This window comes from Arthrobacter sp. 05N428_2 (genome assembly GCF_056397065.1).
This window is the reverse complement of record NZ_JBFTMR010000001.1, coordinates 173,674-197,775: the sequence shown is the minus strand read 5'-3', so window position 1 is coordinate 197,775 and position 24,102 is coordinate 173,674. Positions and strand designations below refer to the sequence as shown.

Sequence of the window (24,102 nt, the reverse complement as noted above, 5' to 3'; positions counted from 1 at the left end):
CCTCCCGCGGAGCCACCCCGCGGTGCTAGTCTCCGAATATGTCACCTGAACGGGCCACCATCCCAGTTCTGGACCTGAGTACCGCGCGCCAGCCTTACGGTTCCTTCAGCCCGGAATTTATCGACCAGCTGCGGGACGCCGCACATAACGTTGGCTTTTTCCAGATCACCGGCTACGGCGCCGCCCCAGGCCAGGCCGAGGAACTGCTGGGCCTGCTCCGGCGCTTCTTCGACCTGCCCCTCGAGGAACGGATGAAGCTGGACAACCGGATCTCACCGCACTTCCGCGGCTTCACCCGGATGGGCACCGAAGTCACCCAGGGCAAGGCCGACGCGCGGGAGCAGATCGACTACTCGCCCGAACGCGAGCCCGTACACGATTACCCGGCCGACCAGCCCTACTGGCTGCTGCAGGGCCACAACCTCTGGCCTGATGAGGCCATGCCGGAGCTCAAGCCGGCGGCCATGGCCTGGGCCGAGCTGATGTCCGGCGTCGGGATGGAGTTGCTCCGCGGCATCGCGGTCTCCCTCGGCCTGCCGGAGGACCACTTTGACGCACCCTTCAGCGGCGAACCGGCCTGGATGGGCAAGCTGGTGCACTACGTCGGCGGCGTGGTGCAAGCCGCCGGGGACCAGGGCGTCGGATCGCACGCCGACTATGGTTTTGTCACCCTCCTCCTCCAGGACGAGGTCGGCGGCCTGGAAGTACTGCCACACGGGACGACCGAGTGGGCACACGTTGAGCCGATTCCGGGAGCACTTGTGGTGAACCTCGGTGAGATGCTGGAGGTCGCCACCGAGGGCTACCTCGCCGCCACCATCCATCGGGTCAAAGCACCGCCGCCGGGCGTGGACCGCTACTCCGTACCGTTCTTCTGGTCCCCGCGGCTGGACGCCGTAATTGACCCAGTACCCCTGCCGCCGGAGTTGAAGGCCCAGGCCCGCGGGCTCTCCGACGATCCCACGAATCCGATGCTCGCCTCGTTTGGCCTGAACATGCTCAAGGGCAGGATGCGCGCCCACCCGGACGTGACCGAGCGGCACTACCCCGACCTGGCGCAACTCTGACCGACGGTCCTGTCAGAGGCTTATCTTCCATGCCTGCTGCGCGGCTCAGGCAACGCCAAGGAAGTCCTCGAGCAGCACCACGTCCAGGCCTGCGGCGAGCTGCGCGGCCCGGAAAGCGGCCAGGTCGGCCGCGAACTCGGGCCTGAAGTGCATCAGCACGATGTCACCGGGGCGTAATGCTTTGCCGTACTGGTAGTCCATGTGGCCGACGTTGGACTTGGCCTCCCAGGTGATGATCGCCTTCATCCCCGCCGCCGCGACCGCCTGCCGCATGGCGACGGAGTAGGCGCCGCCGGGCGGCCGGAACAGCGTGGGACGGCGTCCGAACTGCTGCTGCGCGTAATCCTGCATGACGGTGATTTCGGCGAACAGCTTGAAGAAGTCCGGATTGCCCTGGACGAAGTTCCGGGTCAGGAAGATCGACGCCGGATAGTCGTACTCCGCCATCAGCCGGACCATTTCGGGAGTCTTTGTGACGCCGTCGTCGATGGTCAGGAACACCACCGGGTGCTTGGTGTCGATCTTGGTGAGGACGGGCGCGAGTCCGTTGTGGATTGGCGGCAGTTTGAAGTCGGGGGTGTAGCGCGCGCGGCCGCGGCGGGCGGGGGAGGTCGTCGGGGAGCACAGGCTTGCGCTGGCCGCCGGGCCGTACCGACGCCGCCGAGGACGCGCCCGCGGGCGGCCCGGCGCCCAAGGGTCGCCGGCGGCGGGTGGTGCTCACACATGTCAGATCCCAGCATCGCTAAATAGGCCAGCGGCAGGCTATCAGAGGCAAGCGTCCAAACGGCGACGGCGTCGTCAGAGGCCCAGGCGTGGTGCTTCCCTTGCCGGGCACGCGTTCATGACCACGTCCAGGCCGGCCGCCTTGGCGCGACCGGCGGCCGCCTCGTCGATAACGCCCAGCTGCAGCCAGACGGCCTTCGCCCCGGCCGCGATCGCCTGGTCCACCACGTCCCCCACCTTCCGGGAATTAACGAAGCAATCCACGACGTCGATCGGCTGCCCGGCCGGGATGTCAGCCAGCCGGGCATAGCCCGTCTCGCCGTGGACCGGGTCGCCGGGAAGGTTGACCGGGATGATCTCCATACCGAGGTGGTCCCGGATGAACAGGGACGTGCCGTACGCGGCGCGCCACTCATTGGTGCTGAGGCCCACGATCGCCCACCTGCCCTTGCTGCGCAGGAGCCGTTCGATGACTGCGGGATCGTTCACGTGGTTCATCTGTTCAGCCTACGTCCCTCTGCTGCGAGCGCGCAGCAGAGGGGCGGCAGGCCGGCCGAAGGCCGGCCGGAGGCCGGCGGTAGACCAGCCGCGAAAAGCGACACTCCGAACTATCGACCGACACGTGGCGCGTTCGGGGCAAGTGTCCGAATATTACGCGGCCAACTTGAGCAAAACCGGCAACTCCGTTTTAGTGGGTGGTGACCATCCCGAGCGGCCGAGAGACCTGGATCGATGAAGCCGCAGCAACCCTGGTCGTTGGAAATCCTTCCCGGGATCCGGCGATAGCAAGGCAGCGAGCCATGGGAACGGCCGGACTGACCACCCGGACCGGAGGCTCGTTCCGTAGGGTGCTACTGCCAGGACCGATGGAGTACCCCTATGACTGCTGTCCTGTCCCGTTCCTCGACTGAGGTGCCCGCGAACGCCCCCCGCGGCGATACCACTCCAGCGCCGGCCCTGCCGGTTTCCTTCCGCGGGCTGAGCCGTTCCTTCGGCGCCGGCGCGGAGGCGCTGACCGTCTTGCGCGATGTGAGCTTCGACGTCCGTCCGGGCGAAGTCCTAGCCATTCTCGGCGCGTCCGGTTGCGGGAAGTCCACCCTGTTGCGCGCCGCCGCGGGCCTCGATGCCCCGAGCTCCGGCGCCGTCGAGATCGACGGCGCCCCGGTCCAGGGCCTGGATTCCCGCTGCGCCTTCGCTTTCCAGGAGCCGCGCCTGCTGCCGTGGCACACCCTGCAGGCCAACATCGCGATCGGCCTGCCCACCGGCGTCAGCGCCAGGGACGGCAAGGCCAAGGTGGCCCGGCTCCTCGAACTCGTGGGCCTGCAGGACTTCGCCAAGCACCGGCCGCGCGAGGTTTCCGGCGGCATGGCCCAGCGCGCCTCGCTGGCCCGTGCCCTGGCCCGCAACCCCGGCGTCCTGCTGCTCGACGAACCCTTCGGCGCGCTCGACGCCCTGACCCGGATCAAGATGCAGGACCTGCTGCTGGATGTCCACCGCGCGGAGCCGACCACTGTGCTGCTGGTGACGCACGACGTCGATGAGGCCCTGCAACTGGCCGACCGCATCATCGTCCTCGGCAGGGAAACGGACCGGACCACGACCGCGGCACCCGAAACGCCCGGCGCTCCCGATGCCGCGCCGGTGCCAGGCGCCACGATTGTCCGCACCGTCGTCGTCCCTGGCCAACGGCCCCGTGACCGGGCTTCGGCCGAGCTGTCCCGAATGCGGGCCTCGCTCCTGGCGAGCCTCGGCGTCGACGGCCACTAGCCGCCGGACCCCTCTGCTGTCCGGCCGGACGCGCCGCAGGAAGCGCCCGCCGCGTCCGACCGCCTCGGCCTTCTTCACCTTCCGCACGCTTGCACCGTTCTTAAAGGAACTTTCATGAACTTCGCCCACAAAATCACCCGCCGCGCCGCGCGCCGTACGTTCCTCACCGCTGCGGCGGTCACCGCCGCGTTGGCCCTCACCGGCTGCGCGGCCGGCGAGGGCTCCGGCGGCCAGCCGGCAGCCAGCGCCGCCGGCGGCACCCTGAACATCGACTTCGCCACGTACAACCCGCTGAGCCTGGTGATCAAGAAAAAGGGCTGGCTCGAGGCCTCCCTCAAGGACCAGGGCGTGACCGTCAAGTGGGTCCAGTCGGCCGGCTCCAACAAGGCCAACGAGGCCCTGCGGTCCGGCGCAATCGACGTCGGTTCCACCGCCGGCTCGGCCGCCCTCCTGGCCAAGGCCAACGGATCGCCGATCAAGGCGATCGACATCTACTCCCAGCCCGAGTGGGCGGCCCTTGTGACCAAGCCCGGTTCGGGCATCATCACCGTGGCGGACCTCAAGGGCAAGTCGGTCGCGGCCACGAAGGGCACCGATCCTTACTTCTTCTTGCTCCAGGCGCTGACCGAGGCCGGCCTGTCGGCCAAGGACGTCACCGTGCAGAACCTGCAGCACGCGGACGGCCGCACCGCGCTGGAAAATGGCTCCGTGGACGCTTGGTCCGGCCTGGACCCGATCATGGCCGGCGCCGAGCAGAAGGGCGCCAAGCTTTTCTACCGGAACCTGTCCTTCAACACCTACGGCTTCCTGAACGCCACGGAATCCTTCCTGAAGGACAGGCCGCAGCAGGCGCAGGCAGTCGTCAACGCCTATGAGAAGGCCCGCGCCTGGGCCGCGGCCAACCCGGACGAGACCGCACAAATCCTCGCCGACGCCGCCGGGCTGGACCTCGCTGTCGCCAAGACCGTGGTGCTGCAGCGCAGCAACCTCACCGTGAACCCGGCGCCGGGCGACGCGCAGCGGAAGGTCCTCACGAAGATCGGGCCGACGTTTGTGGAGACCGGCGACGTCCAGACGCAGAAGCAGATCGACGACGCCGTCGCCTCCCTTCTCGATGACTCGCTGGTGAAGAAGGCGGACGCCTCCGCCATCAAGGATTCCTGATGACACAGCCCGGAAATTCCTACCTCACCGGCAACAATGTTGCGGACGGGCGCGCTGCAGCCGTCCCCGCAACTCCGGCAGACGCCGCCCAGCCGAACTCCCCCGTCAAAGGCGGAGTCGGCTTCCCTGCGAACGGATGGTCCCCCGCCGGGATCCTGGCCAACGGCTGGGCGCGTCTGCTCCTTGGATTGATCATTCCCGCGGCGGTGCTGGCCGCCTGGCAGCTGTCCACGGCCGCCGGGGTGTTCAGCGTCGTCCAGCTTCCCCCGCCGGCCATGGTGCTGGAGGCAGGCCTGGACCTGCTCCAGCGCGGGCAGCTGGGGCAGCACATCGCGATTTCCACCCAGCGCGTGCTGATCGGCTTCGCTGCCGGCGCAGCGCTGGGGCTCGTGTTCGGATCGCTGGTGGGCCTGTCCCGGTTTGCCGACGCCCTGTTCGCCCCGACCATCGGCGCCCTCCGGGCTGTCCCGTCGCTGGCGTGGGTGCCGCTGCTGATCCTCTGGATGAAGATCGGCGAGGACTCCAAGGTCACCCTGATCCTGATCGGCGCGTTCTTCCCGGTCTTCACCACCGTTTCGCTGGCGCTGCGCCACGTGGACCGGAACCTGGTGGAAGCCGCGCGCGCCTTCGGCCTCAGAGGAGTGCAGCTGCTGACCACGGTCCAGCTTCCGGCCGTCGTCCCTGCCGTCTTTTCCGGGCTCCGGCTGGCGCTGGCCCAGGCCTGGCTGTTCCTGGTGGCGGCCGAACTGATCGCCTCCTCGATGGGGTTGGGCTTTCTGCTCACGGATTCGCAAAATAACGGCCGCACGGACCGGCTGCTGCTGGCCATCATGCTGCTCGCGGTGATCGGAAAAATTACGGATGCCCTGCTGGGCGTGGCTGAGAAATGGGCGGTGAAACGATGGGCGTGACAGTAACGGAGATCGGCGCGCCGATGTCCGCGGCGCCGATGTCCGAAGCCGAGCGAATCGCATTCTGGGAAGCGGCGGCGCTGCGCCTGGACTGGGCGGACGCCCCCGGCGGGCCCTCGGACGGATCTTCCGACGGTACTTCCTACGCCGGTAAGCCCTGGCACACGGCCCACCGCCGCGTGCCCGCCGACGCCGCCGCCGGCACCGGACCGGAGATCAGCTGGTTCGAGGGCGGGAAGTTGAACGTCGCCTACAACTGCGTCGACCGCCACGTAGCGGCGGGACGCGGGAACAAGGTGGCCCTGCACTTCGAGGGCGAGCCGGGCGACCGCCGCACCATCAGCTACGCCGACCTGCAGCGCGAGGTGTCCAAGGCAGCCAACGCCCTGCTGGACCTCGGCGTCACCAAGGGCGACCGGGTGGTCATCTACCTGCCGGTGATCCCCGAAACGGTCATCATCACGCTCGCGGTGGCCCGCATCGGCGCCATCCACTCCCTCGTGTTCGGCGGATTCTCCGCCGAAGCACTCAAATTCCGGGTCGAGGACACCGGGGCCAAGCTGCTGGTCACCACGGACGGCCAGTTCCGCCGCGGGGTGGCCGTCCCGGTCAAGGACAACGCGGACGCCGCCGTCGCCGGGGACAACGCCGTCGAGCACGTCCTGGTGGTGAACCGGACCACGCCGGCCGAGGAACTGGACACTGTTCCGATGACCGCCGGCCGCGACCTCTGGTGGCACGACGTCGTCGGGCACGCCTCAGACATCCACGAAGCGGAAGCGTTCGACGCCGAGACGCCGCTGTTCATCATGTACACCTCGGGCACCACCGGCAAGCCCAAGGGCCTGGTCCACACCTCCGGCGGCTACCTCACGCAGGCATCCTGGAGCTTCGAGCACCTCTTCAGCAACCCGGACCCGGCCCTCCGGGACCAGGACGTCCACTGGTGCACGGCAGACCTGGCCTGGGTCACCGCTCACACCTACGAGCTGTACGGCCCGCTCTCCAACGGCGCCACCCAGGTGATCTTCGAGGGCACACCCAACACCCCGCACCCGGGACGGCACTTCGAAATCATCGAACGGTACCGGGTCACGCAGTACTACACCGCGCCCACCCTGGTCCGCTCGCTGATGGGCTGGTTCCCGGACGGTGTCCCGGCCCGCTACGACCTGTCCTCCATCCGCCTGCTCGGCACCGTCGGCGAAGCCGTGAACCCCGAGGCCTGGCGCTGGTTCCGGGAGAACGTCGGCGCCGGTACCGCCCCCGTGGTGGACACCTGGTGGCAGTCCGAAACCGGTGCCACCATCCTCTCCCCCGCCCCGACCGACACCGAGTTCAAGCCCGGCTGCGCCGCCCGGCCGCTGCCCGGCGTCGGCACCCGGATCGTGGACGAGGCCGGCAACACGGTTCCACCCGGGGTCCAGGGTTTCATCGTGGTGGACTCCCCCGGGCCCGCCATCGCCAGGACCATCTGGGGCAATCCGCAGCGCTACTTCGACTCCTACTGGCGCCAATACGCAGCCCAGGGCTGGTTCCTCGCCGGCGACGGCGCCAAGTATGACGACGACGGCGACATCTGGATCCTGGGCCGGGTGGACGACACCCTCAACGTCTCCGGACACCTGCTCTCCACGATCGAGATCGAATCCGCCCTCGTCTCGCATCCGGACGTGGTGGAGGCCGGCGTCTGCCCCGTCGCGGACCCGAAGACCGGCCACGCCATCGTCGCGTTCGTGGTGCTGAAGGATTCGGACGCGATGTCCTCGCGCCGCTTAGACACACTCGCTCGTTCCTCGCTCGCGCGATGCGCGGCTACCGAGGACATCGCGTCCGAATTGAAGGCACACGTTGCGAAGGCTATCGGGCCGATTGCTAAGCCGCGCGACGTCGTCGTCGTTCCTGATGTGCCGAAGACGCGCAGCGGCAAGATCATGCGCCGGTTGCTGACCCAGCTGTTCGAAGGCAGCGCGCTCGGGGACACCACCTCGCTACAGAACGAACCATCCATCGCGGACATCCAGGATGTCCTGCGGTCCCGAAACACCCAGAAGTAAGGAACACTCATGACTGACATCAGCAACGTCGCCCGACTTTCCGAACCGCTCAAGTTCGCCTATTGGGTTCCAAATGTTTCCGGCGGCCTGGTGGTTTCCACGATCGAACAGCGCACCGGCTGGGACTTCGACTACAACAAGAAGCTGGCACGGATCGCGGAAGACTCCGGCTTCGAATATGCCCTGACCCAGACCCGGTACGCCGCGTCGTACGGCGCGGACAAGCAGCATGAGGCCACCTCGTTCAGCCTCGCCCTGCTTGCTGCCACCGAGCGGCTCAAGGTGATCTCCGCCGTCCATCCGGGCATGTGGCACCCGGGCGTGCTGGCGAAATACATCATCACCGCGGACCACATCTCCAACGGCCGGGCCGCCGTGAACATCGTCTCCGGCTGGCTCAAAGCGGAGTTCGAGAACTTCGGCCTCGAGTGGCTGGAGCACGACGAGCGCTACGTCCGCACCGAGGAGTTCATCCGCGTCCTGCGCGGGCTCTGGACCGAGCAGGACTACAGCCAGTCCGGCAAGTACTACAACATCACCGACTTCACCCTGCAGCCCGCCCCCGTCGACGTGCTGGGGCGCGCGCACCCCGAGATCTTCTTCGGCGGCAACTCCACCGCGGCGCAGGCCACGGCCGGCCGGGTCGCTGACTGGTACTTCTCCAACGGCAAGGACCTCGAGGGGTTCAAGGAGAACATCGCCGGCGTCGTGGCGGCTTCATCTGAGGCCAGGCGCGGCGCCGAAGGCCGGCTCGCGTCGCCCCGGTTTGGCCTGAACGGCTTCGTTATCGCCCGCGATTCCGAGAAGGAAGCCCGCGACACGCTCCGCGAGATCGTCGAGAAGGCGCACAAGCCCGCCGTCCAGGGTTTCCGCGACGCGGTCCAGGAAGCCGGGGCGTCCACGAAGGACGGCAAGGGCATGTGGGCCGACTCGAGCTTTGAGGACCTGGTCCAGTACAACGACGGTTTCAAGACCCAGCTGATCGGCACCCCGGAGCAGATCGCCGAACGGATCGTTGAGTACAAGAAGATCGGCGTAAACCTGTTCCTCACCGGCTACCTGCACTTCCAGGAGGAGGTAGCGGCGTTCGGTGCGGACATCCTGCCGATCGTGCGCGAACTTGAGGCCGACCTGGCCCGGAAGCACAGCTCAGAACTTAACCTGTCCGGCACCCCGGTGGCTTCGGCCAGCGCGACCAACGGGCTGGTGAACGCGTAATGGCTGACCGCAAGTTTGGTTTCCGCACCCGCGCCCTGCACGCCGGCGGCACACCCGACGCCGAACACGGCGCCCGCGCCGTGCCGATCTACCAGACCACCTCGTTCGTGTTCAAGGACACCCAGGACGCCGCCAACCTCTTCGCCCTCCAGAAGTACGGCAACATCTACTCCCGGATCGGCAACCCTACGGTGGCCGCGTTCGAAGAGCGCATCGCCTCCCTCGAGGGCGGCATCGGCGCCGTGGCCACGTCCTCGGGCATGGCCGCGGAGTTCATCACCTTCGCCGCGCTGACCCAGGCCGGGGACCACATCGTGGCGGCCTCCCAGCTCTACGGCGGCACGGTCACGCAGCTGGACGTCACCCTCCGCCGCTTCGGCGTGGACACCACCTTCGTTCCCGGCACCGACCCGGCGGACTACGCCGCCGCCGTGCGGGAGAACACCAAGGCGATTTTCGTCGAGGTGGTGGCCAACCCGTCGTCGGAAGTCCAGGATCTTGAGGGGCTGGCAACGGTGGCCCACGACGCCGGCATTCCGCTCGTCGTCGACGCCACTCTCAGCACCCCCTACCTGGTGCGGCCCCTCGAGCACGGCGCGGACATCGTGATCCACTCCGCCACCAAGTTCCTCGGCGGCCACGGCACCACCCTGGGCGGCGTCATCGTTGAAAGCGGCCGCTTCAACTGGGGCAACGGCAACTTCCCCACCATGACCGAGCCGGTCGCCTCCTACGGCAACGTCTCCTGGTGGGGCAACTTCGGCGAGTACGGCTTCCTCACCAAGCTGCGCTGCGAGCAGCTCCGCGACATCGGCCCAGCACTGTCCCCGCAGTCGGCGTTCCAGCTGCTCCAGGGCGTCGAGACCCTTCCGCAGCGCCTCGACGAACACCTCAAGAACGCCCAGGCCGTGGCCGAGTGGCTCGAAGCCGATGAGCGCGTGGCCTACGTAAACTACTCGGGCCTGCCGTCCCACCCGCACTTCGAGCGGGCGCGGAAGTACCTGCCGCTGGGCCCGGGCTCGGTGTTTTCCTTCGGTGTGAAGGGCGGCCGGCCCGCGGGCCAGAAATTCATCGAGTCCCTGCAGCTGGCCTCGCACCTGGCCAACGTCGGAGACTCGCGGACCCTCGTGATCCACCCGGGTTCCACCACCCACCAGCAGCTCAGCCCGGAGCAACTCGACGCCGCCGGAATCCCCGAGGACCTGGTCCGGATCTCCATCGGGCTCGAGGACATCGAGGACATCCTCTGGGACCTGGACCAGGCCCTGGACGCGGCAACAGCCGCTACGGCCGACGATGTATCCGCGGAAGCGGCGCATCGCGCCGCCGAGGAACGAGGCGGTGTGTCTAAGCCGCGTGCGGATGCATTGTCGGCCGACACCTGCACGATCGGAGCAAACGCATGAGCAGCGAAGAGACACGGACCTGGACCGGGCCTTCCGCGCCGGAGCGGCTGACCCTGCTCCGCCAGGCGAAGTCGATCGCGATTGTCGGCGCCTCGGACAAACCGTCCCGCGCGAGCTACTTCGTGGCGACCTACCTGCTGTCCTCCACGCGGTACAAGGTCTACTTCGTGAACCCGGTGGTGAAGGAGATCCTGGGCCAGTCCACGTACGCCTCGCTGGCGGACCTGCCGGAAAGCCCGGACATCGTGGACGTCTTCCGCAAGCACGATGACCTGCCGGGTGTCCTGGACGAGGCCATCGCCGCGGGCGCCAAGACGCTCTGGCTGCAGCTGGGTTCGTGGCACGAGGACGTCGCGAAGGAAGCGGAAGCTGCCGGCCTCGACGTCGTGATGGACCGTTGCGTGAAGATTGAGCATGCCCGTTTCCACGGCGGCCTGCACCTGGCCGGCTTCGATACCGGGGTCATTTCCTCGAAGCGCCAGGTCCTCGCCTAGGCGCACCGCAAGACCCAAGTAACTCGCATTCGTTGTCGTTCTCAGGGCTCATAACGGCAACAAATGCGAGCTACTTGGGTTAAGGGCTGGGCGGTTGGCTAGCGGTCCGGCAACGTCGTCGGCAGTTCCGGGATTGACGGAACCGTCGGCAGCGGGCTGCCCGGAAGGCCCTTGCCATGCTGGCCGGGGAGCACGGGGCGCTGCGGAGGCGCGGGAAGGGCCCCGCCGCGTCCCACCGCGGGAGGCGTCGCGACGGCGCCCGGGCGGCCCGGAGCATGGCTGCTTCCGTCGGGCGCATGCGACGGCGACGGCGGAGCCGGCGTGGACGTGCCGGCCGGGACCGGAACCGCGGGGATGGCCGGGATGGCGTCCGGCGCCGGCTGGATCGCGACCTGCGTCGGCGCGGGGGCGTGCGACGAAGTCGGGGCGGCCGGTTGGAACATAACGTCGATAGTGTGGCCGACGTTCTCGCGGAAGTCCTGGCTGGAGGCCGCCACAGCCCCGGCACCCAGGGTCATGGCACCCACCACGGCCCCGCCGACCAGGGCCATCCGGCGCCTGCGGCCGCGGCGGCGGTCCGCCAGGCTGCTTACCCCGGCCGGAAGAACGTCCGAGTCCTGCGCTGTGCCATCCGCCACGGAGGCCGAACCGGCTGCCAGCAATGCGGCGAGGTCGGCCCGGAGTGCCGGCGCCCGCTCGGGGACAAGGGCCTGGAGCTGCTCGAGCGTGCTTCGAAGTTCGGTGGCAGCTTCGAGGCCGGAATCACGGAGCATCGCCTGGATGCTGCCATCCTGCTGGGGGTTGCGCGTGCCGGTCATGATGCTGCGTGGTCCTTTTCGGTTACCAGTTCGCGCAGGGCACTGAGCCCGCGCCGCTGAAGCTGTTTGATGGCGCCAGGAGTCTTGCCCATGATGCCGGCCACCTGCTCGATGGCGAGGTCTGCGACGATCCGCAGAACCAAGACTTCCCGTTGCTCGTCGTTGAGCTGGGAAAGAATGTGGGACAGGCCGCCGAGCGAACCCAGCGCCTCGTCCTCGGCCGAGGCGGCGGATCGCGCGTCGGTCAAGGGATCGTATTCGGCGAGGTGCGGTGTCCGTTCTGAACGCCGGCGGTGATCCACCAGCCGTGCGTGGGCGACCGAGAAGATGAAGGTCCGCAGGCCCTTGTGGCCGCCGGTGACGTTGGCCAGTTTGGGCAGGACGTCCACGAAGACGTCCTGGGTCAGCGCCTCGGCGTCGTCAACGCCCTTGGCCCGGAAGTAGCCAAGCACCGCGGGGGACAACACCGTGTAAACAGCGCTGAATCCTGATGGGTCGCCGGCTAGAGCTGCTGACAGTTCGTCATCGCTCAGCTGGTCTGCCAAGAGGCCTTCCTTCCGTTACCGCCGGGTACTGCAGGGGTGCGGCCACAGAAAGTCTAGTGGCCGCACCCCGTCGCCCCTCAAAAGAGGGACTCTTTGCTTACTTGTCGAGCTTGGGCAGCTCGGCCGAGGGAGCGGCCGGAACGGCGGGGACGCCCTTGGCGCCCGGGGTAGCGACGGTTACGCCTGCGTGGGCCTTGGCTTCGGCAGCGCCCTTGGCGTTGGCGGCACCTTCGACGCTCACGCCGTCCTTATCTGCGGACACAGTGCCTTCGGCGGCACCTTCGGTACCCTCGACGTCGGCGTCGCCCTTGGCGGAGCCGTCAACGTTCGGGGTGGCGGGAACGGCGGGAGTGGCCGGCACGGCGGGGGTGGCGGGCACGGCGGGAACGGCGGGGGTGGACGGCAAGGCGGGGGTGGCCGGAACGGCGGGAACGGCCGGGGTGGCGGGCACGGCGGGGGTCACTTCAGCCTGCTGGGTGCTGGACAGCTGGGCCGCGTTGGCCAGGCCGATCCCGGAGAAGCCTCCGACAGCGAGGACAGCGGCGGCGACAGCGAACTTGGTGGTCTTGCTAACACTCTTCATGAAAAATGAACATCCTTTGGTTTGTTGAAGGCTGGCCGGCGCCTGATGGGGGCAGGCGCCAGCCGGCACTTACATTCGAGACCCTGTCGGCGCCTGATGGGGACAGGCGCCCGTCGGATCTTCTCGCGAAGTCCTTGGCGCCTGATGGGGCAGGCGCCGCCGGAACATTCTCTTCAACGCCGGCCGGTCCTGATGGGGGGACCAGGCTCCGGGCGGCGCTTACAAAGGAGTAATCGCCCGGTGGCCCCGAAAGGTTACGGGGTAATCGAAATTCCTTTTTTCGCCCCTTCAGGAATGGCCGGGCGGGCGGGATTTCCGCGGCCGGCTTCAACGACGACGGCGGCGGGCCGCCCTTCCGGGTGACCCGCCGCCGTCGTGCGCCAGCTCGTGGAGCGTCGGTGCGTGCAGCGTCAGTCGTTGATCAGATCGTTGATCACGATGGTCTGGTCGCGGTCCGGGCCGACGCCGATTGCGGAGAACCGCGTGCCGGAGAGCTTCTCGAGTGCCAGGACGTAGTTCCGGGCATTCTCGGGGAGGTCGGCCAGGGTCCGCGCGCCCGTGATGTCCTCGGTCCAGCCCTCGAAGTATTCGAAGATCGGCTTGGCGTGGTGGAACTCGGTCTGGGTCATCGGCATTTCGTCGTGCCGGACGCCGTCGACGTCATACGCCACGCAGACCGGGATCTGTTCGATCCCGGTGAGCACGTCGAGCTTGGTGACGAAGTAGTCGGTGAACCCGTTCACGCGGGAGGCCTGGCGCGCCAGCACGGCGTCGTACCAGCCGCAGCGGCGCGGCCGGCCGGTGTTGACGCCGAACTCGCCGCCGGTCTTCTGCAGGTACAGGCCCATGTCGTCGAACAGTTCGGTGGGGAACGGCCCGGCGCCCACACGGGTGGTGTACGCCTTGATGATGCCGATGGAGCGGGAGATCCGGGTGGGGCCGATGCCGGAGCCCACGGAGGCGCCGCCGGCGGTCGGGTTGGAGGACGTCACGAACGGGTAGGTGCCGTGGTCGACGTCAAGGAACGTGGCCTGGCCGCCCTCCATGAGGACCACCTTGCCCTCGTCCAGCGCGGTGTTCAGCAGGAAGGTGCTGTCCACGACCAGCGGGCGGAGGCGTTCGGCGAAGGACAGGAAGTATTCGACAATCTCGTCGACTTCGATGTCACGGCGGTTGTAGACCTTGACCAGCAGTTCGTTCTTCTGCCGCAGCGAGCCTTCGACCTTCTGCCGCAGGATGGAGGCGTCGAAGACGTCCTGGACGCGGATGCCGAGGCGGGCCACCTTGTCCATGTAGGCCGGGCCGATGCCGCGGCCGGTGGTGCCGATCGCGCGGCTGCCCAGGAACCGCTCGGTGACCTTGTCCAGCACCTGGTGGTAGGGAGCGACGAGGTGCGCGTTGGCAGAGACCCGAAGCCTGGAGGTGTCCGCACCGCGGGCCTCGAGGCCATCGATCTCCTGGAACAGGGCTTCGAGGTTCACCACGCAGCCGTTGCCGATCACCGGGACCGCGTTGGGGCTCAGGATGCCGGCCGGAAGGAGCTTCAGCTCATACTTCTCACCGCCCACGACGACGGTGTGCCCGGCGTTGTTGCCACCGTTGGGCTTGACCACGTAGTCGACTCGGCCGCCGAGCAGGTCGGTGGCCTTACCTTTGCCTTCGTCGCCCCATTGGGCTCCGACGATCACGATTGCTGGCATGGGATCCTCCCCCATTCGTTCGGGCCGAACTGTGTGGTGGACCAGGTGGTCGCCGCAGCTCAGCGCCGTTCATGAGAATGCCCCGAATCTACCGCTGTGCTCCCACCATCAACGCCAGAGTCCGGGGCTCTTACCACCCAAGTTTAGCCTGCGGACCTGCGGTCGTGTTCAAATTGGGTTTTTGAGCCTACCGTCCGGAATACGCAGCCGAAAGAAAAACTCCATGGACTCTCCCCACGACAAGGACCGGTTCCGGTCCCGGCTGAATCTCCCGGGGGGAAAGGACCGGATCCTGCTGCTGCTGGCGCTGGGGATCCTGAGCGCGGTCAGCCCGATGGCCACCGACATGTACCTCGCGTCCATGCCCGGGATGGCCGGGTACTTCCGGACGCCGACCTCCGTGGTGCAGCTCACGCTGACCACCTACATGGTCGGGATGGCCGTGGGCCAGTTCCTGCTGGGGCCCATCTCCGACGTCGTCGGCCGGCACCGGCTGATGGTCGCGGGTAATGTGCTCTTCCTGCTCAGCTCCGTTGCGCTCGCGCTCGCTCCGAGCATCGAGCTGGTACTGGCGCTGCGCGGACTCCAGGGCGTGGCTGGGGCGGCCGGCGTGGTGATCGCCCGGGCCGTCGTGTCGGACCTGGCCACCGGGCGGACTGCAGCCAAGCTCTACTCAATGCTGGCGACCATTACCTCGCTTGCCCCCGTCGTGGCGCCCCTGCTCGGCGGCGTAATTGCCACCGTCGCGCCATGGCAGGCGGTGTTCTGGGCATTGACCGGCTTCGGCGCGCTGATGCTGGCGAGTTCCGTTCTGGTGGTTCCGGAAACCGTGCCCCTGCACAAGCGACGACGGGGCGGCGTCAAGGCGGTGGTGGAAGCCTCGTGGTCGGTGCTGCGCAACCAGTCCTTCATGGCCTATGCGCTGGCGTTCGGCTTTACCTTCGGCGCCTTGTTCTCCTATATTTCCGCGTCGTCGTTTGTGGTGCAGAATGTGCTCGGCTATTCGGCGATAGGTTATTCGGTCATCTTCGCGGTCAATGCCTGCGGGATGATCATGGCGGCGCTGATCAACACCCGGCTAGTGGACCGGCTGGCACCCGGCGTGATCCTGCTCAGCGCGGTAGTGGTGCTGTGCGCCGTCAACGTCGCAGGCCTGGCGTTGATCCTGGCGGGAATCGCCGGCTGGACCACCCTGCTGCAGTTGTTCCTCACCCAGTCCTGCATTGGCTTCATCATGGGCAACGCCACTGCCCTCGCCCAGGGACGCGTCCCCGGCCGGGCCGGGGCCGGATCCGCGATGTTGGGCCTCGTCCAGTTCCTCCTGGGCGGGCTCGTCTCCCCGCTGACCGGCGTGGGCGGCCAGCACAGTGCCATCCCGATGGCCGTCTCCATGGCCGCGTGTTCGCTTCTCGCGGTGGGCGCCGTGATGGCCGGACGTCGACTGACCCGGTGAGGAACCGTGCGGCCGGGATGCCCAGGACCGCAAGGCGTCAACCGGCTCCCATTCCCCGTGCAATGACACAATCCGCCGCAGGTTTGCCACTTTCCCGCCGCTGCATTTAACTGGGAGGGACCATCCCGAGCGGCCGAGGGACCTGGACCGTTGACGCCGCAGCAACCCAGCCGGACCATCCCCCGCTTCCCGCGGTCTGGTGACCGGCTACGGTGCTACCGCCAGGACCGATGGAAGGAAAACCGCGCCATGCCCCAGAACACCGACCACATCCGCGTCACCCATGCCGGCTCATTGCCCCGCACGCCCGAGCTGATCGCGGCGAACGAAGCCAAGGAAACCGACGGAATCACGCCCGAGTTCCTGGATCTGCTGGAGACTTCCGTGGTGGACATCGTCCAGCGCCAGAAGGACCTGGGGATCGACATCCCGAACGACGGCGAGTACGGGCACACGATGTCCAGCTCGGTGGACTATGGCGCATGGTGGAACTACTCCTTCTCCCGGCTCGGCGGTTTGGAACCGACCGAAGTGGACCGCTGGGCCGACTCCAAGGTGCACCGATCTTCGCCGGGACATATCGTCCTGACGTCCTTCCCGGACCGCCGCGACCGGCAGACGTTCAACGACGCCTACAACGACCCCTCCTCCGGGATCCTGGCCCACCGGAAGAGCGTCACGCAACCCAAGATCGCGGGCCCGCTGACATACACCGGGCAGGCACTTGTGGCCTCGGACATCGCCAACCTCAAGACCGGCCTGGCCGCGGCCGGCCTCACCGAGGGGTTCGTCGCTTCGCTCTCCCCCGGCTCCTGCGCCCGGGTGGCCAACGAGTTCTACCAGAGCGACGAGGAACTCCTGTACGCCTGCGCCGACGCCATGCGTGAGGAGTACAAGGCCATCATCGACGCCGGACTGACCGTCCAACTCGACGACCCCTCCCTGGCCGAGAGCTGGGACCAGATCAACCCGGAGCCGAGCCTCGAGGACTACCTGAAGTTCATCCAACTCCGGGTCGAAGCGACCAACTGGGCGCTGCGCGATCTGCCGCAGGACAAGATCCGGCTGCACGTCTGCTGGGGCTCCTGGCATGGCCCGCACACCACGGACATCCCGTTCGCGGATATCATCGGCTCGGTGCTGCAGATCAACGCCGGCGCGTACTCCTTCGAGGCGGCCAACGTGCGGCACGAACACGAATGGCGAGTCTGGCAGGACAACCCGCTGCCCGAGGGCAAGTCGATCATTCCCGGGGTCGTCTCGCACGCCACCAACGTCGTGGAGCACCCGGATCTGGTCGCGGACCGGATCGTGCGCTTCGCGGAACTGGTGGGCCGCGAAAACGTTATCGCCTCCACTGACTGCGGGCTCGGCGGCCGCGTCCATCCGCAGATCGCCGTCGCCAAACTCGAGGCGCTCGGCGAGGGCGCCCGGCGGGCCAGCAAGCGTCTCTGGTAGCCGGCCACTGACCCTTACCGGGCATTTCGCGGGGCTTGATAGACTGGTAATGACCGAACACGAATCGGTCCACACCACATTTTCAAACCACACCGGCCAAAGAGTGCCCCTCCTTTGGCGTGCCCGCGGCCGGTCTGGCAGCTTTACCAATCCCGCAGGAGACCCAGCAATACATGACAGCCCTGGCCACAGAAAATTTCCGCGAACAGCTCCTCAGCCGCCGTTACGAAGCTAACGTCGCGCCGGTCAACGAACTGTGCGACGCACTGCAGGCCAACAAAGCTGGCACCACGGTCCCCTACGTCGATCCCGTCCACGACATCGATGAATGCCGGATCATCAGCCTGCACTCCAACATCGGGACCGCGGATCCGTCCGGTTTCATCACCCCCGGCGACGACGAAGCCGTCACCCGGATGCTGGGCCTGCAGTGGAAGCTGGGTCTCCGTCCCGAGTTCGTCATGCCGTGGAACGTCCACCCGTGGCACGTGCCCGGCGAGCCGAACGGCAAGTTCACCCCGGACCAGATCTCGGCCGGCCTCAAGCCCCTGCTGAAATTCCTCGCCCTGGTCCCGCGCGCCTCCGTGATCGTGGCGCACGGCACCGAGGCCAACCGGCTGGCCAACCTGCTGCTCAAGACCGAAGTGCCGATGATCTGGCGCCGTGGCCTGAAGACGTACAAGGTCCGCTCGCTCAGTGGTCGCGCGTTCGCCGGAACCCCCGCCCGCCAGGAACAGTACCTCGAGGAAATGCGCGTCGTCTACGCCGACGCGATGGCCCGCACCGGGCTGGCGAAGGCCAACTGATCCCACCCAGCACGCAACAACGACGGCGGGCGCCCACCGAAAGGTGAGCGCCCGCCGTCGTCGTTAACGTTCGTTATTGCTGTGTCAGCCTTCGGCTTCGATGGCTGCCTTGGCGGTGGGGTCGGAGTCCTTGAGGAACTTCTCGATCCGCTCCGGCTCCTCGGCCTCGCCGATCGCCGCGGAGGCGCGACCCAGCGAGTAGAGGGCGCGCAGGAAGCCGCGGTTGGGTTCGTGCTCCCACGGGATGGGACCGACGCCGCGCCAGCCGTTGCGGCGCAGCGAGTCCAGGCCGCGGTGGTAGCCGACCCGGGAGTAGGCGTAGGAATCGATGGTCCGTCCTTCCTTCCACGCTTCCTCGGCCAGTACGGCCCAGAGCAGCGAGGACGTCGGGTGCTGCTCCACCAGGTCCAGGGCTTCCTGGCCCGCTTCCAGTCCTGCGTAGACCTCGGTCTCGGCAGGTAGCAGCGTGGGCTCCGGGCCCATCAGGTTTTTGCGGAACTCGTCAGACACGGCTAGAACGTCTTGCCGGTGGAACCGAGCTGCTGGGCTGCTTCGACCACTCGGGCGGCCAGACCCGCCTCGGCCGCCGCACCCCACACGCGCGGGTCGTAGAGCTTCTTGTTGCCGACCTCGCCGTCAACCTTCAGGACGCCGTCGTAGTTACGCAACATGTGATCCGCGACCGGGCGGGTGTAGGCGTACTGGGTGTCGGTGTCGATGTTCATCTTGATCACGCCGTAGGAGACGGCGTCCGCGATTTCCTGCTCGGAGGAGCCGGAGCCGCCGTGGAAGACGAGGTCGAACGGGTTGGCCTTGCCGATCTTCGCGCCGACCTGCTCCTGGATGTCCTTGAGGATCTCCGGGCGGAGCTTGACGCCGCCGGGCTTGTAGACGCCGTGCACGTTGCCGAAGGTCAGGGCCGTGATGTAGCGGCCGTTCTCGCCGGAACCTAGCGCGTCGATGGTCGCCAGGGCGTCCTCCACCGTGGTGTACAGCTTGTCGTTGATGGCGTTCTCGACGCCGTCCTCTTCGCCGCCGACGGTGCCGATCTCGACCTCGAGGATCATCTTGGCGGCTGCGGTGCGCGCGAGCAGTTCGCGGGCGATCCGGAGGTTTTCCTGCAGGGTCTCGGCCGAGCCGTCCCACATGTGCGAGTTGAAGATCGGGTTGCGGCCGGCCTTCACCTCGGCTTCGGAGGCGGCGAGCAGCGGCAGGACGAAGCCGTCCAGCTTGTCCTTGGGGCAATGGTCCGTGTGCAGGGCGATGTTGACGCCGTAGTTCTTGGCGACCTCGCGGGCGAACGCGGCGAAGCCCAGGGAGCCTGCCACCATGTCCTTGGTGGAGGCGCCGGACCAGTAGGCAGCGCCGCCGGTGGAGACCTGGACGATGCCGTCGGACTCTGCCTCGGCGAAGCCGCGCAGGGCCGCGTTCAGGGTCTGGGAGGAGGTGACGTTGACTGCCGGGAACGCGAAGCCGCCCGTCTTTGCGCGGTCGATCATCTCGGCGTAGATCTCTGGGGTTGCAATGGGCATGCTGACTCCTAAAGTGAATTTCGTCTGCGGGCTGGATTGACCCTGGAGTGAACCTCGTCGGCTACGCACCATCCTAGCCATTCCTCCTCCACCGCAGTGGTTATGGTCACGCGGGGCTGTAATACGGCCGGGCGCTCCCCTTCGCTTAGGCGTGCTCTCACGGCTGCAGCAACCCGGGGAGTTGGCCGAAGACGTGCCGGCGGATCCAGGCATGCATCGCGATCGCGGCGGCCGAGGCGGCGTTCATGGACCGGGTGGAACCGAACTGCTCGATCGACAGCGTGTCGACGGCGGCCGCGTGAACCTCCGGGGTGAGACCCGGGCCCTCTTGGCCGAACACCAGAACGCAGTCACGGGGCAATTCGTAGGTCTCCAGCGGAACGGAGTCCGGGAAGATGTCGATCCCGATGATGGCCAGTCCCTCACCCTGGGCCCAGGCGACAAAGTCATCCACGGTGGGGTGGTGGCGGACGTGCTGGTAGCGGTCGGTGACCATCGCGCCGCGGCGGTTCCACCGGCGTCGTCCGATGATGTGGACTTCCTTGGCCAGGAACGCGTTGGCGGTGCGCACGACAGTGCCGATGTTCATGTCGTGCTGCCAGTTTTCGATCGCGATGTGGAAGTTGTGGCGCCGCGAATCCAGTTCGGCCACAATGGCCTCGTGTTTCCAGTAGCGGTACTTGTCGACCACGTTGCGGCGGTCGCCATCCGCGAGCAGGTCCGGGTCCCACTGCTCGCCCTCCGGCCATTGCCCCTGCCAGGGTCCGACGCCGACCTCCGCCCTGGCTTCCGGCTCGCCGTCCGGTGCGGCCACGGTACTGGCGGCGTCGGGTTCGCTGGGAGTCTCGGGTTCGGTCACGACTCAACATTAGACTGGGAGCGGAAGCGGGACACTATCGGCGGCACTATCGGCGGAGGACACCATGGCGGATCAATACGAAGACCACGGGACAGACCAGCAGTCAGATTCCGACGACGTGCGCTCCTCGTCCTCGGTGTACCGGAGCGGCCAGGAGATCGAGTGCTGGCTGACGGATATGGACGGGGTGCTGGTGCACGAAAACCAGCCCATCCCCGGCGCCTCGGATCTTATCCAGCGCTGGGTGGACACGTCCAAGCGGTTCCTGGTCCTGACCAACAATTCCATCTTCACCCCCCGGGACCTCGCGGCCCGGCTGAAGGGGTCCGGGTTGGAAATTCCGGAGGAGAACATCTGGACCTCGGCGTTGGCCACGGCCCAGTTCCTCAAGGACCAGGTGCGGGGTTCGGACTCCGGCAACCGCGCCTACACGATCGGCGAGGCCGGACTCACGACGGCGCTGCACGAGGCCGGCTTTATCCTCACGGACCAGGACCCCGACTTCGTGGTGCTCGGCGAAACCCGGACCTATTCCTTCGAGGCCATCACCATGGCCATCCGGCTGATTTTGGGCGGCGCGCGGTTCATCGCCACCAACCCGGACGCCACCGGCCCGTCCAAGGACGGCCCGATGCCGGCCACCGGTGCGATCGCCGCGCTGATCACCAAGGCGACGGGCCGTGAACCCTACATTGTGGGCAAGCCGAACCCGATGATGTTCCGGTCGGCAATGAACCAGATCGACGCGCACTCGGAGACCACCGCCATGATCGGGGACCGGATGGACACCGACATCATCGCCGGCATGGAGGCGGGCCTGCACACTGTGCTGGTCCTCAGCGGCATCACGCACCGGAACGACATCGCTGCCTACCCGTTCCGGCCCAACCAGATCCTGAACTCGGTCGCGGACCTGATGAACCAGATCTGAGGCCACCGGCCGGGACCGGGCAGCGGTTAGAAAGCGGTCTTCTTGCCGCCACCGGAGGGCAGCGGCAGGAACTCGTCCTGGAGCTTTTCGATCAGCGGCCGGTAGACAAAGGGACTCCATTGTGGGCTGGCGTGCGCGGGCCTGGCCCCGTCCGTCCGCAGCGAATCCGAGACCATATTCGCTTTGAACCGCAGCATCCAGGTGTCCCGTGCCGTTTCGTAGCTCACGGTATCGTCCGCGGGGTTGCCGATGAACGCCATCTTCACGTCCCCGAGCTTGCCGACGAAGCGGTTCAGGTCGAAGTGGTAGATGTACGCCGATTCGGTCTGGATCAGCACGCTGGACGGGGCGATCGGCGAAAGCTGTTCCAACGTCTGGTCCAGCACCTGGCCCCAGCTGCGTTCGTGCTTGTTGAGCACCCGCTCGCCGAGTTCGTAGCCGCCGCGCAGCACCGTGGGGAACCTGAAGCCGCTCTCGTAGAGGAACACCACCCCCTCGAACCAGCTCTGGTCCAAGACGTCGTACCTGCTGGCCGGGCTGGAATCGAGCAGGATGAACGCCACTTTGACGCCGTGCAGTTCCAGCAAGCGGGCGGCGACCTGGACTGCGACCATCCCGCCGAAGCTGTGGCCGTAGAAGTAGAGGGTGTCGAGCTGATTTGCCCGGACGTGCTCGATGACGGCGATCACGATTTTGTCGATGTCCAGGCCCACATTGGAATAGCCGACGGCGGCCAGCTGGCCGCGTTTGTTCAGCGAACCGCGCAGCGAGTTCAGGATCCACTGCGCTTCTTCCCAGCTGGTCTTGTACCCCGGAAAGAGAAACCAGCTGGCACGCGGGAAGTACCGCTCGGCGACGTCGTCGGGCACCGTAAGGACCTTGTTGACCCGCCGCTCGGCCTGCACCCGGCGGGTAAAGAGCATGTCCGCGGCCAGGACGGAGGCAGCACCCGCGCCGAGGAGGAAGTTCCGCCGCGAAAACCGCTTTAGCTCCGCGGCGTGCCGGAGCACGCGGGCCTCGGCAGTCTCCGGTCCGCGCCGATCGTTCGCTTCCGTCTCACGCGGCACACCTCTACCGTAGCCAGTGCGGCGCACGCTGGAGAAAATGTGGCAGGGCGGTGGTCCGGACTACGCCGGCTCGGCTTCGCGGTCGAATTCTCGCCGGGTCATCTCCAGACTGAGGTCCTCGTACCGGGCCAAGAGTTCCGAGGGCGCTCCGGTGTCCGGATCGTCCAGCTTGCCGAAGACCGCGTCACTGGCGGCCAGCAATTCGTCGTCGGAGTAGCGCGCCAGCGGACGGGTTCCGGAAGGATCGATGGACGCCAGGATATCCGCGGAAAAGTCCAGCGGCTGAAGGTCCCTGCCGAAGTCGTCGGCGATCAGCTGCAGTTCCAGCGATACCCCGGCCGCGACGGTGACGTTCCCTGCGACCTTGAACTGGCCGGCGCCGCCGTCTATGGCGTTGAGGTCGTGACGCAGGCCGGCAAGGGCTGCTGATTCGACAAACCCGGCCTGGGCCAGGTCCACGCGGATGTGGGAGCTGATACCCATGCGGCGGATGCGCTGAATCAGCTGCATCAGGTCGGGTCGGGAGTCGTGGTTGAGGCTCCCGCGGACATCGATCCGGATGACGTCTGCGATGACGTCGAGCTTGACTTGGGCATTAAGAAATTGGTCCATAGGTACTCCAAAGAAAGTGTCTATGGCCGACGGCTCAACCTTCCTCAGCGTAGCCGCAGGGTCGGACGGGCACAAGTCACCGCAGGATCATCCCGTGGCCTGCCGTCCCGGCTCCTGGAAGTGCGTCTTGGTCGCCGAGCCGCCGACGGATTCCACCAGCGAGGTGGCAATGTCCCGCAGTTTCACGTTGCCGTTGCTCGACGCGTCGGTGAGGATCTGCACCGCCGCGTCCTGGCTGCAGCGGTTCTGGGCCATCACGATACCGATGGCCATGTCGATGACGGTGCGGGACTCGAGTGTGGCCCGCAGGTTCGTGGCACTGTCTGTGTGCAGCGAAAAGCGCACCGCCATGCGCAGCGCCTGGGAGATCTGGCGTGTGAAGTCGCGGGCCCTCTCGGCGACGTCGCCGTCGAATTTGCCCGGCACGTCCGAATACAGGTTCATCGCAGCCTGCGCCTCGCCCTGCAGGTGGAAGGGGACCGACAGCACCGACCGCAGTCCGTGCGAAGCCACCGCGTTGGCATAGTCAGGGCCCCAGCGGTCCTCTTCGAAGAGGTCGGGCACGTAGACTTCGCGCTCCTCCTGCGCGGCCGTCAGGCACGGCCCCTGGGCCAGCCGGTACTGGATCTCGTCCACTTCCCGCGCGGTGTCGCTGCTCCAGCCGATGGTCGCCGCCTTCCGGTCCCGAAGCAGGGTGATCCCGCAGAGCGCGTCGTCACCCTCGCCAGCGACCTGGTGGGCGGAGAATCGGGCGAGTTCGTTGAGGAACTCTTCGAAGTCCGCGCTGTCGAGGATGAGGTTCTGGACCTGGTCGGCAGTACTGATAGGTGCCGAACTCAGGTCTTCCTGGGGCGTGAGCATAACGCATGTCTCCAACTACGGGTGTGAGGCACCGAGGGGTGTCTCAAAAATGATAAGACACCGCCCAAAG

The 24,102-nt window shown here is 67.1% G+C and carries 24 protein-coding genes; 12 read left to right on the top strand and 12 right to left on the bottom strand.

Annotation, left to right across the window (positions count from 1 at the left end):
- Positions 1-38 precede the first annotated feature (38 nt).
- Positions 39-1,067, top strand: coding sequence for an isopenicillin N synthase family dioxygenase (locus tag AC1DGI_RS00960; protein ID WP_476897418.1), 1,029 nt, complete (start codon positions 39-41; stop codon positions 1,065-1,067).
- A 45-nt stretch (positions 1,068-1,112) separates the two neighbouring features.
- On the opposite strand, the gene AC1DGI_RS00955 is transcribed toward AC1DGI_RS00960, so the two are convergent.
- Positions 1,113-1,589, bottom strand: coding sequence for a polysaccharide deacetylase family protein (locus AC1DGI_RS00955; protein ID WP_476897523.1), 477 nt, complete (start codon positions 1,587-1,589; stop codon positions 1,113-1,115).
- A gap of 276 nt (positions 1,590-1,865) precedes the next feature.
- Positions 1,866-2,288 carry a CoA-binding protein gene (locus AC1DGI_RS00950; protein WP_476897417.1) on the bottom strand — a complete coding sequence of 141 codons (423 nt, stop codon included), beginning with the start codon at positions 2,286-2,288 and terminating at the stop codon, positions 1,866-1,868.
- A 381-nt stretch (positions 2,289-2,669) separates the two neighbouring features.
- On the opposite strand from AC1DGI_RS00950, the gene AC1DGI_RS00945 reads away from it, so the two are divergent.
- The 7 genes from AC1DGI_RS00945 (at position 2,670) to AC1DGI_RS00915 (ending at position 10,807) form a co-directional block, all read left to right on the top strand.
- On the top strand, positions 2,670-3,557 hold the full coding sequence (locus AC1DGI_RS00945) for an ABC transporter ATP-binding protein (RefSeq protein ID WP_476897416.1): 888 nt from the start codon (positions 2,670-2,672) through the stop codon (positions 3,555-3,557).
- 114 nt (positions 3,558-3,671) lie between these two features.
- Positions 3,672-4,721, top strand: coding sequence for an aliphatic sulfonate ABC transporter substrate-binding protein (locus AC1DGI_RS00940; protein WP_476897415.1), 1,050 nt, complete (start codon positions 3,672-3,674; stop codon positions 4,719-4,721).
- Entirely contained in the window at positions 4,721-5,632 is a 912-nt protein-coding gene (locus AC1DGI_RS00935) for an ABC transporter permease (protein ID WP_476897414.1), read from the top strand. The genes AC1DGI_RS00940 and AC1DGI_RS00935 overlap by 1 nt, the downstream gene beginning before the upstream one ends.
- Positions 5,623-7,689: an acetate--CoA ligase gene (gene acs, locus AC1DGI_RS00930; RefSeq protein ID WP_476897522.1), complete on the top strand. Its 2,067-nt coding sequence runs from the start codon at positions 5,623-5,625 to the stop codon at positions 7,687-7,689. The genes AC1DGI_RS00935 and acs overlap by 10 nt, the downstream gene beginning before the upstream one ends.
- A 9-nt stretch (positions 7,690-7,698) precedes the next feature.
- Positions 7,699-8,907, top strand: coding sequence for a dimethylsulfone monooxygenase SfnG (gene sfnG / locus AC1DGI_RS00925; protein WP_476897413.1), 1,209 nt, complete (start codon positions 7,699-7,701; stop codon positions 8,905-8,907).
- Positions 8,907-10,313 carry an O-acetylhomoserine aminocarboxypropyltransferase/cysteine synthase family protein gene (locus AC1DGI_RS00920; RefSeq protein WP_476897412.1) on the top strand — a complete coding sequence of 469 codons (1,407 nt, stop codon included), beginning with the start codon at positions 8,907-8,909 and terminating at the stop codon, positions 10,311-10,313. The genes sfnG and AC1DGI_RS00920 overlap by 1 nt, the downstream gene beginning before the upstream one ends.
- Positions 10,310-10,807 carry a CoA-binding protein gene (locus AC1DGI_RS00915; protein ID WP_441399965.1) on the top strand — a complete coding sequence of 166 codons (498 nt, stop codon included), beginning with the start codon at positions 10,310-10,312 and terminating at the stop codon, positions 10,805-10,807. Before AC1DGI_RS00920 ends, AC1DGI_RS00915 begins: the two co-directional genes overlap by 4 nt.
- Positions 10,808-10,905: 98 nt before the next feature.
- On the opposite strand, the gene AC1DGI_RS00910 is transcribed toward AC1DGI_RS00915, so the two are convergent.
- From AC1DGI_RS00910 to AC1DGI_RS00895, 4 genes are all read right to left on the bottom strand, one after another.
- Complete coding sequence (locus tag AC1DGI_RS00910) at positions 10,906-11,625, bottom strand: hypothetical protein (protein ID WP_476897411.1); 720 nt, start codon at positions 11,623-11,625, stop codon at positions 10,906-10,908.
- Entirely contained in the window at positions 11,622-12,170 is a 549-nt protein-coding gene (locus AC1DGI_RS00905; protein WP_441399967.1) for an RNA polymerase sigma factor, read from the bottom strand. The genes AC1DGI_RS00910 and AC1DGI_RS00905 overlap by 4 nt, the downstream gene beginning before the upstream one ends.
- Positions 12,171-12,267: 97 nt before the next feature.
- Positions 12,268-12,753 (bottom strand): hypothetical protein, encoded by a 486-nt coding sequence (locus AC1DGI_RS00900; RefSeq protein WP_476897410.1) that lies wholly within the window; start codon positions 12,751-12,753, stop codon positions 12,268-12,270.
- Between the two features lie 410 nt (positions 12,754-13,163).
- On the bottom strand, positions 13,164-14,453 hold the full coding sequence (locus AC1DGI_RS00895) for an adenylosuccinate synthase (protein ID WP_476897409.1): 1,290 nt from the start codon (positions 14,451-14,453) through the stop codon (positions 13,164-13,166).
- A gap of 223 nt (positions 14,454-14,676) precedes the next feature.
- On the opposite strand from AC1DGI_RS00895, the gene AC1DGI_RS00890 reads away from it, so the two are divergent.
- From AC1DGI_RS00890 to AC1DGI_RS00880, 3 genes are all read left to right on the top strand, one after another.
- Positions 14,677-15,906 carry a multidrug effflux MFS transporter gene (locus AC1DGI_RS00890; protein WP_476897408.1) on the top strand — a complete coding sequence of 410 codons (1,230 nt, stop codon included), beginning with the start codon at positions 14,677-14,679 and terminating at the stop codon, positions 15,904-15,906.
- Positions 15,907-16,155: 249 nt separating this feature from the next.
- Positions 16,156-17,364: a cobalamin-independent methionine synthase II family protein gene (locus AC1DGI_RS00885; protein ID WP_476897407.1), complete on the top strand. Its 1,209-nt coding sequence runs from the start codon at positions 16,156-16,158 to the stop codon at positions 17,362-17,364.
- A 173-nt stretch (positions 17,365-17,537) separates the two neighbouring features.
- Positions 17,538-18,170: a uracil-DNA glycosylase family protein gene (locus AC1DGI_RS00880; RefSeq protein WP_441403701.1), complete on the top strand. Its 633-nt coding sequence runs from the start codon at positions 17,538-17,540 to the stop codon at positions 18,168-18,170.
- Positions 18,171-18,254: 84 nt separating this feature from the next.
- Here AC1DGI_RS00880 and AC1DGI_RS00875 read toward each other — a convergent pair whose 3' ends face one another.
- From AC1DGI_RS00875 to AC1DGI_RS00865, 3 genes are all read right to left on the bottom strand, one after another.
- On the bottom strand, positions 18,255-18,680 hold the full coding sequence (locus tag AC1DGI_RS00875; protein ID WP_441402677.1) for a DUF3151 domain-containing protein: 426 nt from the start codon (positions 18,678-18,680) through the stop codon (positions 18,255-18,257).
- 2 nt (positions 18,681-18,682) lie between these two features.
- Positions 18,683-19,702, bottom strand: a complete 1,020-nt coding sequence (gene fbaA / locus AC1DGI_RS00870; protein WP_441402676.1) for a class II fructose-bisphosphate aldolase — start codon at positions 19,700-19,702, stop codon at positions 18,683-18,685.
- A gap of 157 nt (positions 19,703-19,859) precedes the next feature.
- A complete protein-coding gene (locus AC1DGI_RS00865) occupies positions 19,860-20,516 on the bottom strand; it encodes a TrmH family RNA methyltransferase (protein ID WP_476897521.1) in 657 nt (218 codons plus the stop codon).
- A gap of 109 nt (positions 20,517-20,625) precedes the next feature.
- Here AC1DGI_RS00865 and AC1DGI_RS00860 point away from each other — a divergent pair, with 109 nt between their 5' ends.
- Complete coding sequence (locus AC1DGI_RS00860; protein ID WP_441402675.1) at positions 20,626-21,492, top strand: HAD-IIA family hydrolase; 867 nt, start codon at positions 20,626-20,628, stop codon at positions 21,490-21,492.
- A gap of 26 nt (positions 21,493-21,518) precedes the next feature.
- On the opposite strand, the gene AC1DGI_RS00855 is transcribed toward AC1DGI_RS00860, so the two are convergent.
- The 3 genes from AC1DGI_RS00855 to AC1DGI_RS00845 form a co-directional block, all read right to left on the bottom strand.
- Positions 21,519-22,559, bottom strand: coding sequence for a thioesterase domain-containing protein (locus tag AC1DGI_RS00855; protein WP_476897406.1), 1,041 nt, complete (start codon positions 22,557-22,559; stop codon positions 21,519-21,521).
- A 60-nt stretch (positions 22,560-22,619) separates the two neighbouring features.
- Entirely contained in the window at positions 22,620-23,171 is a 552-nt protein-coding gene (locus AC1DGI_RS00850) for a hypothetical protein (protein WP_441403453.1), read from the bottom strand.
- 87 nt (positions 23,172-23,258) lie between these two features.
- Complete coding sequence (locus AC1DGI_RS00845) at positions 23,259-24,032, bottom strand: GAF and ANTAR domain-containing protein (RefSeq protein ID WP_476897405.1); 774 nt, start codon at positions 24,030-24,032, stop codon at positions 23,259-23,261.
- Between the last annotated feature and the right edge of the window lie 70 nt (positions 24,033-24,102).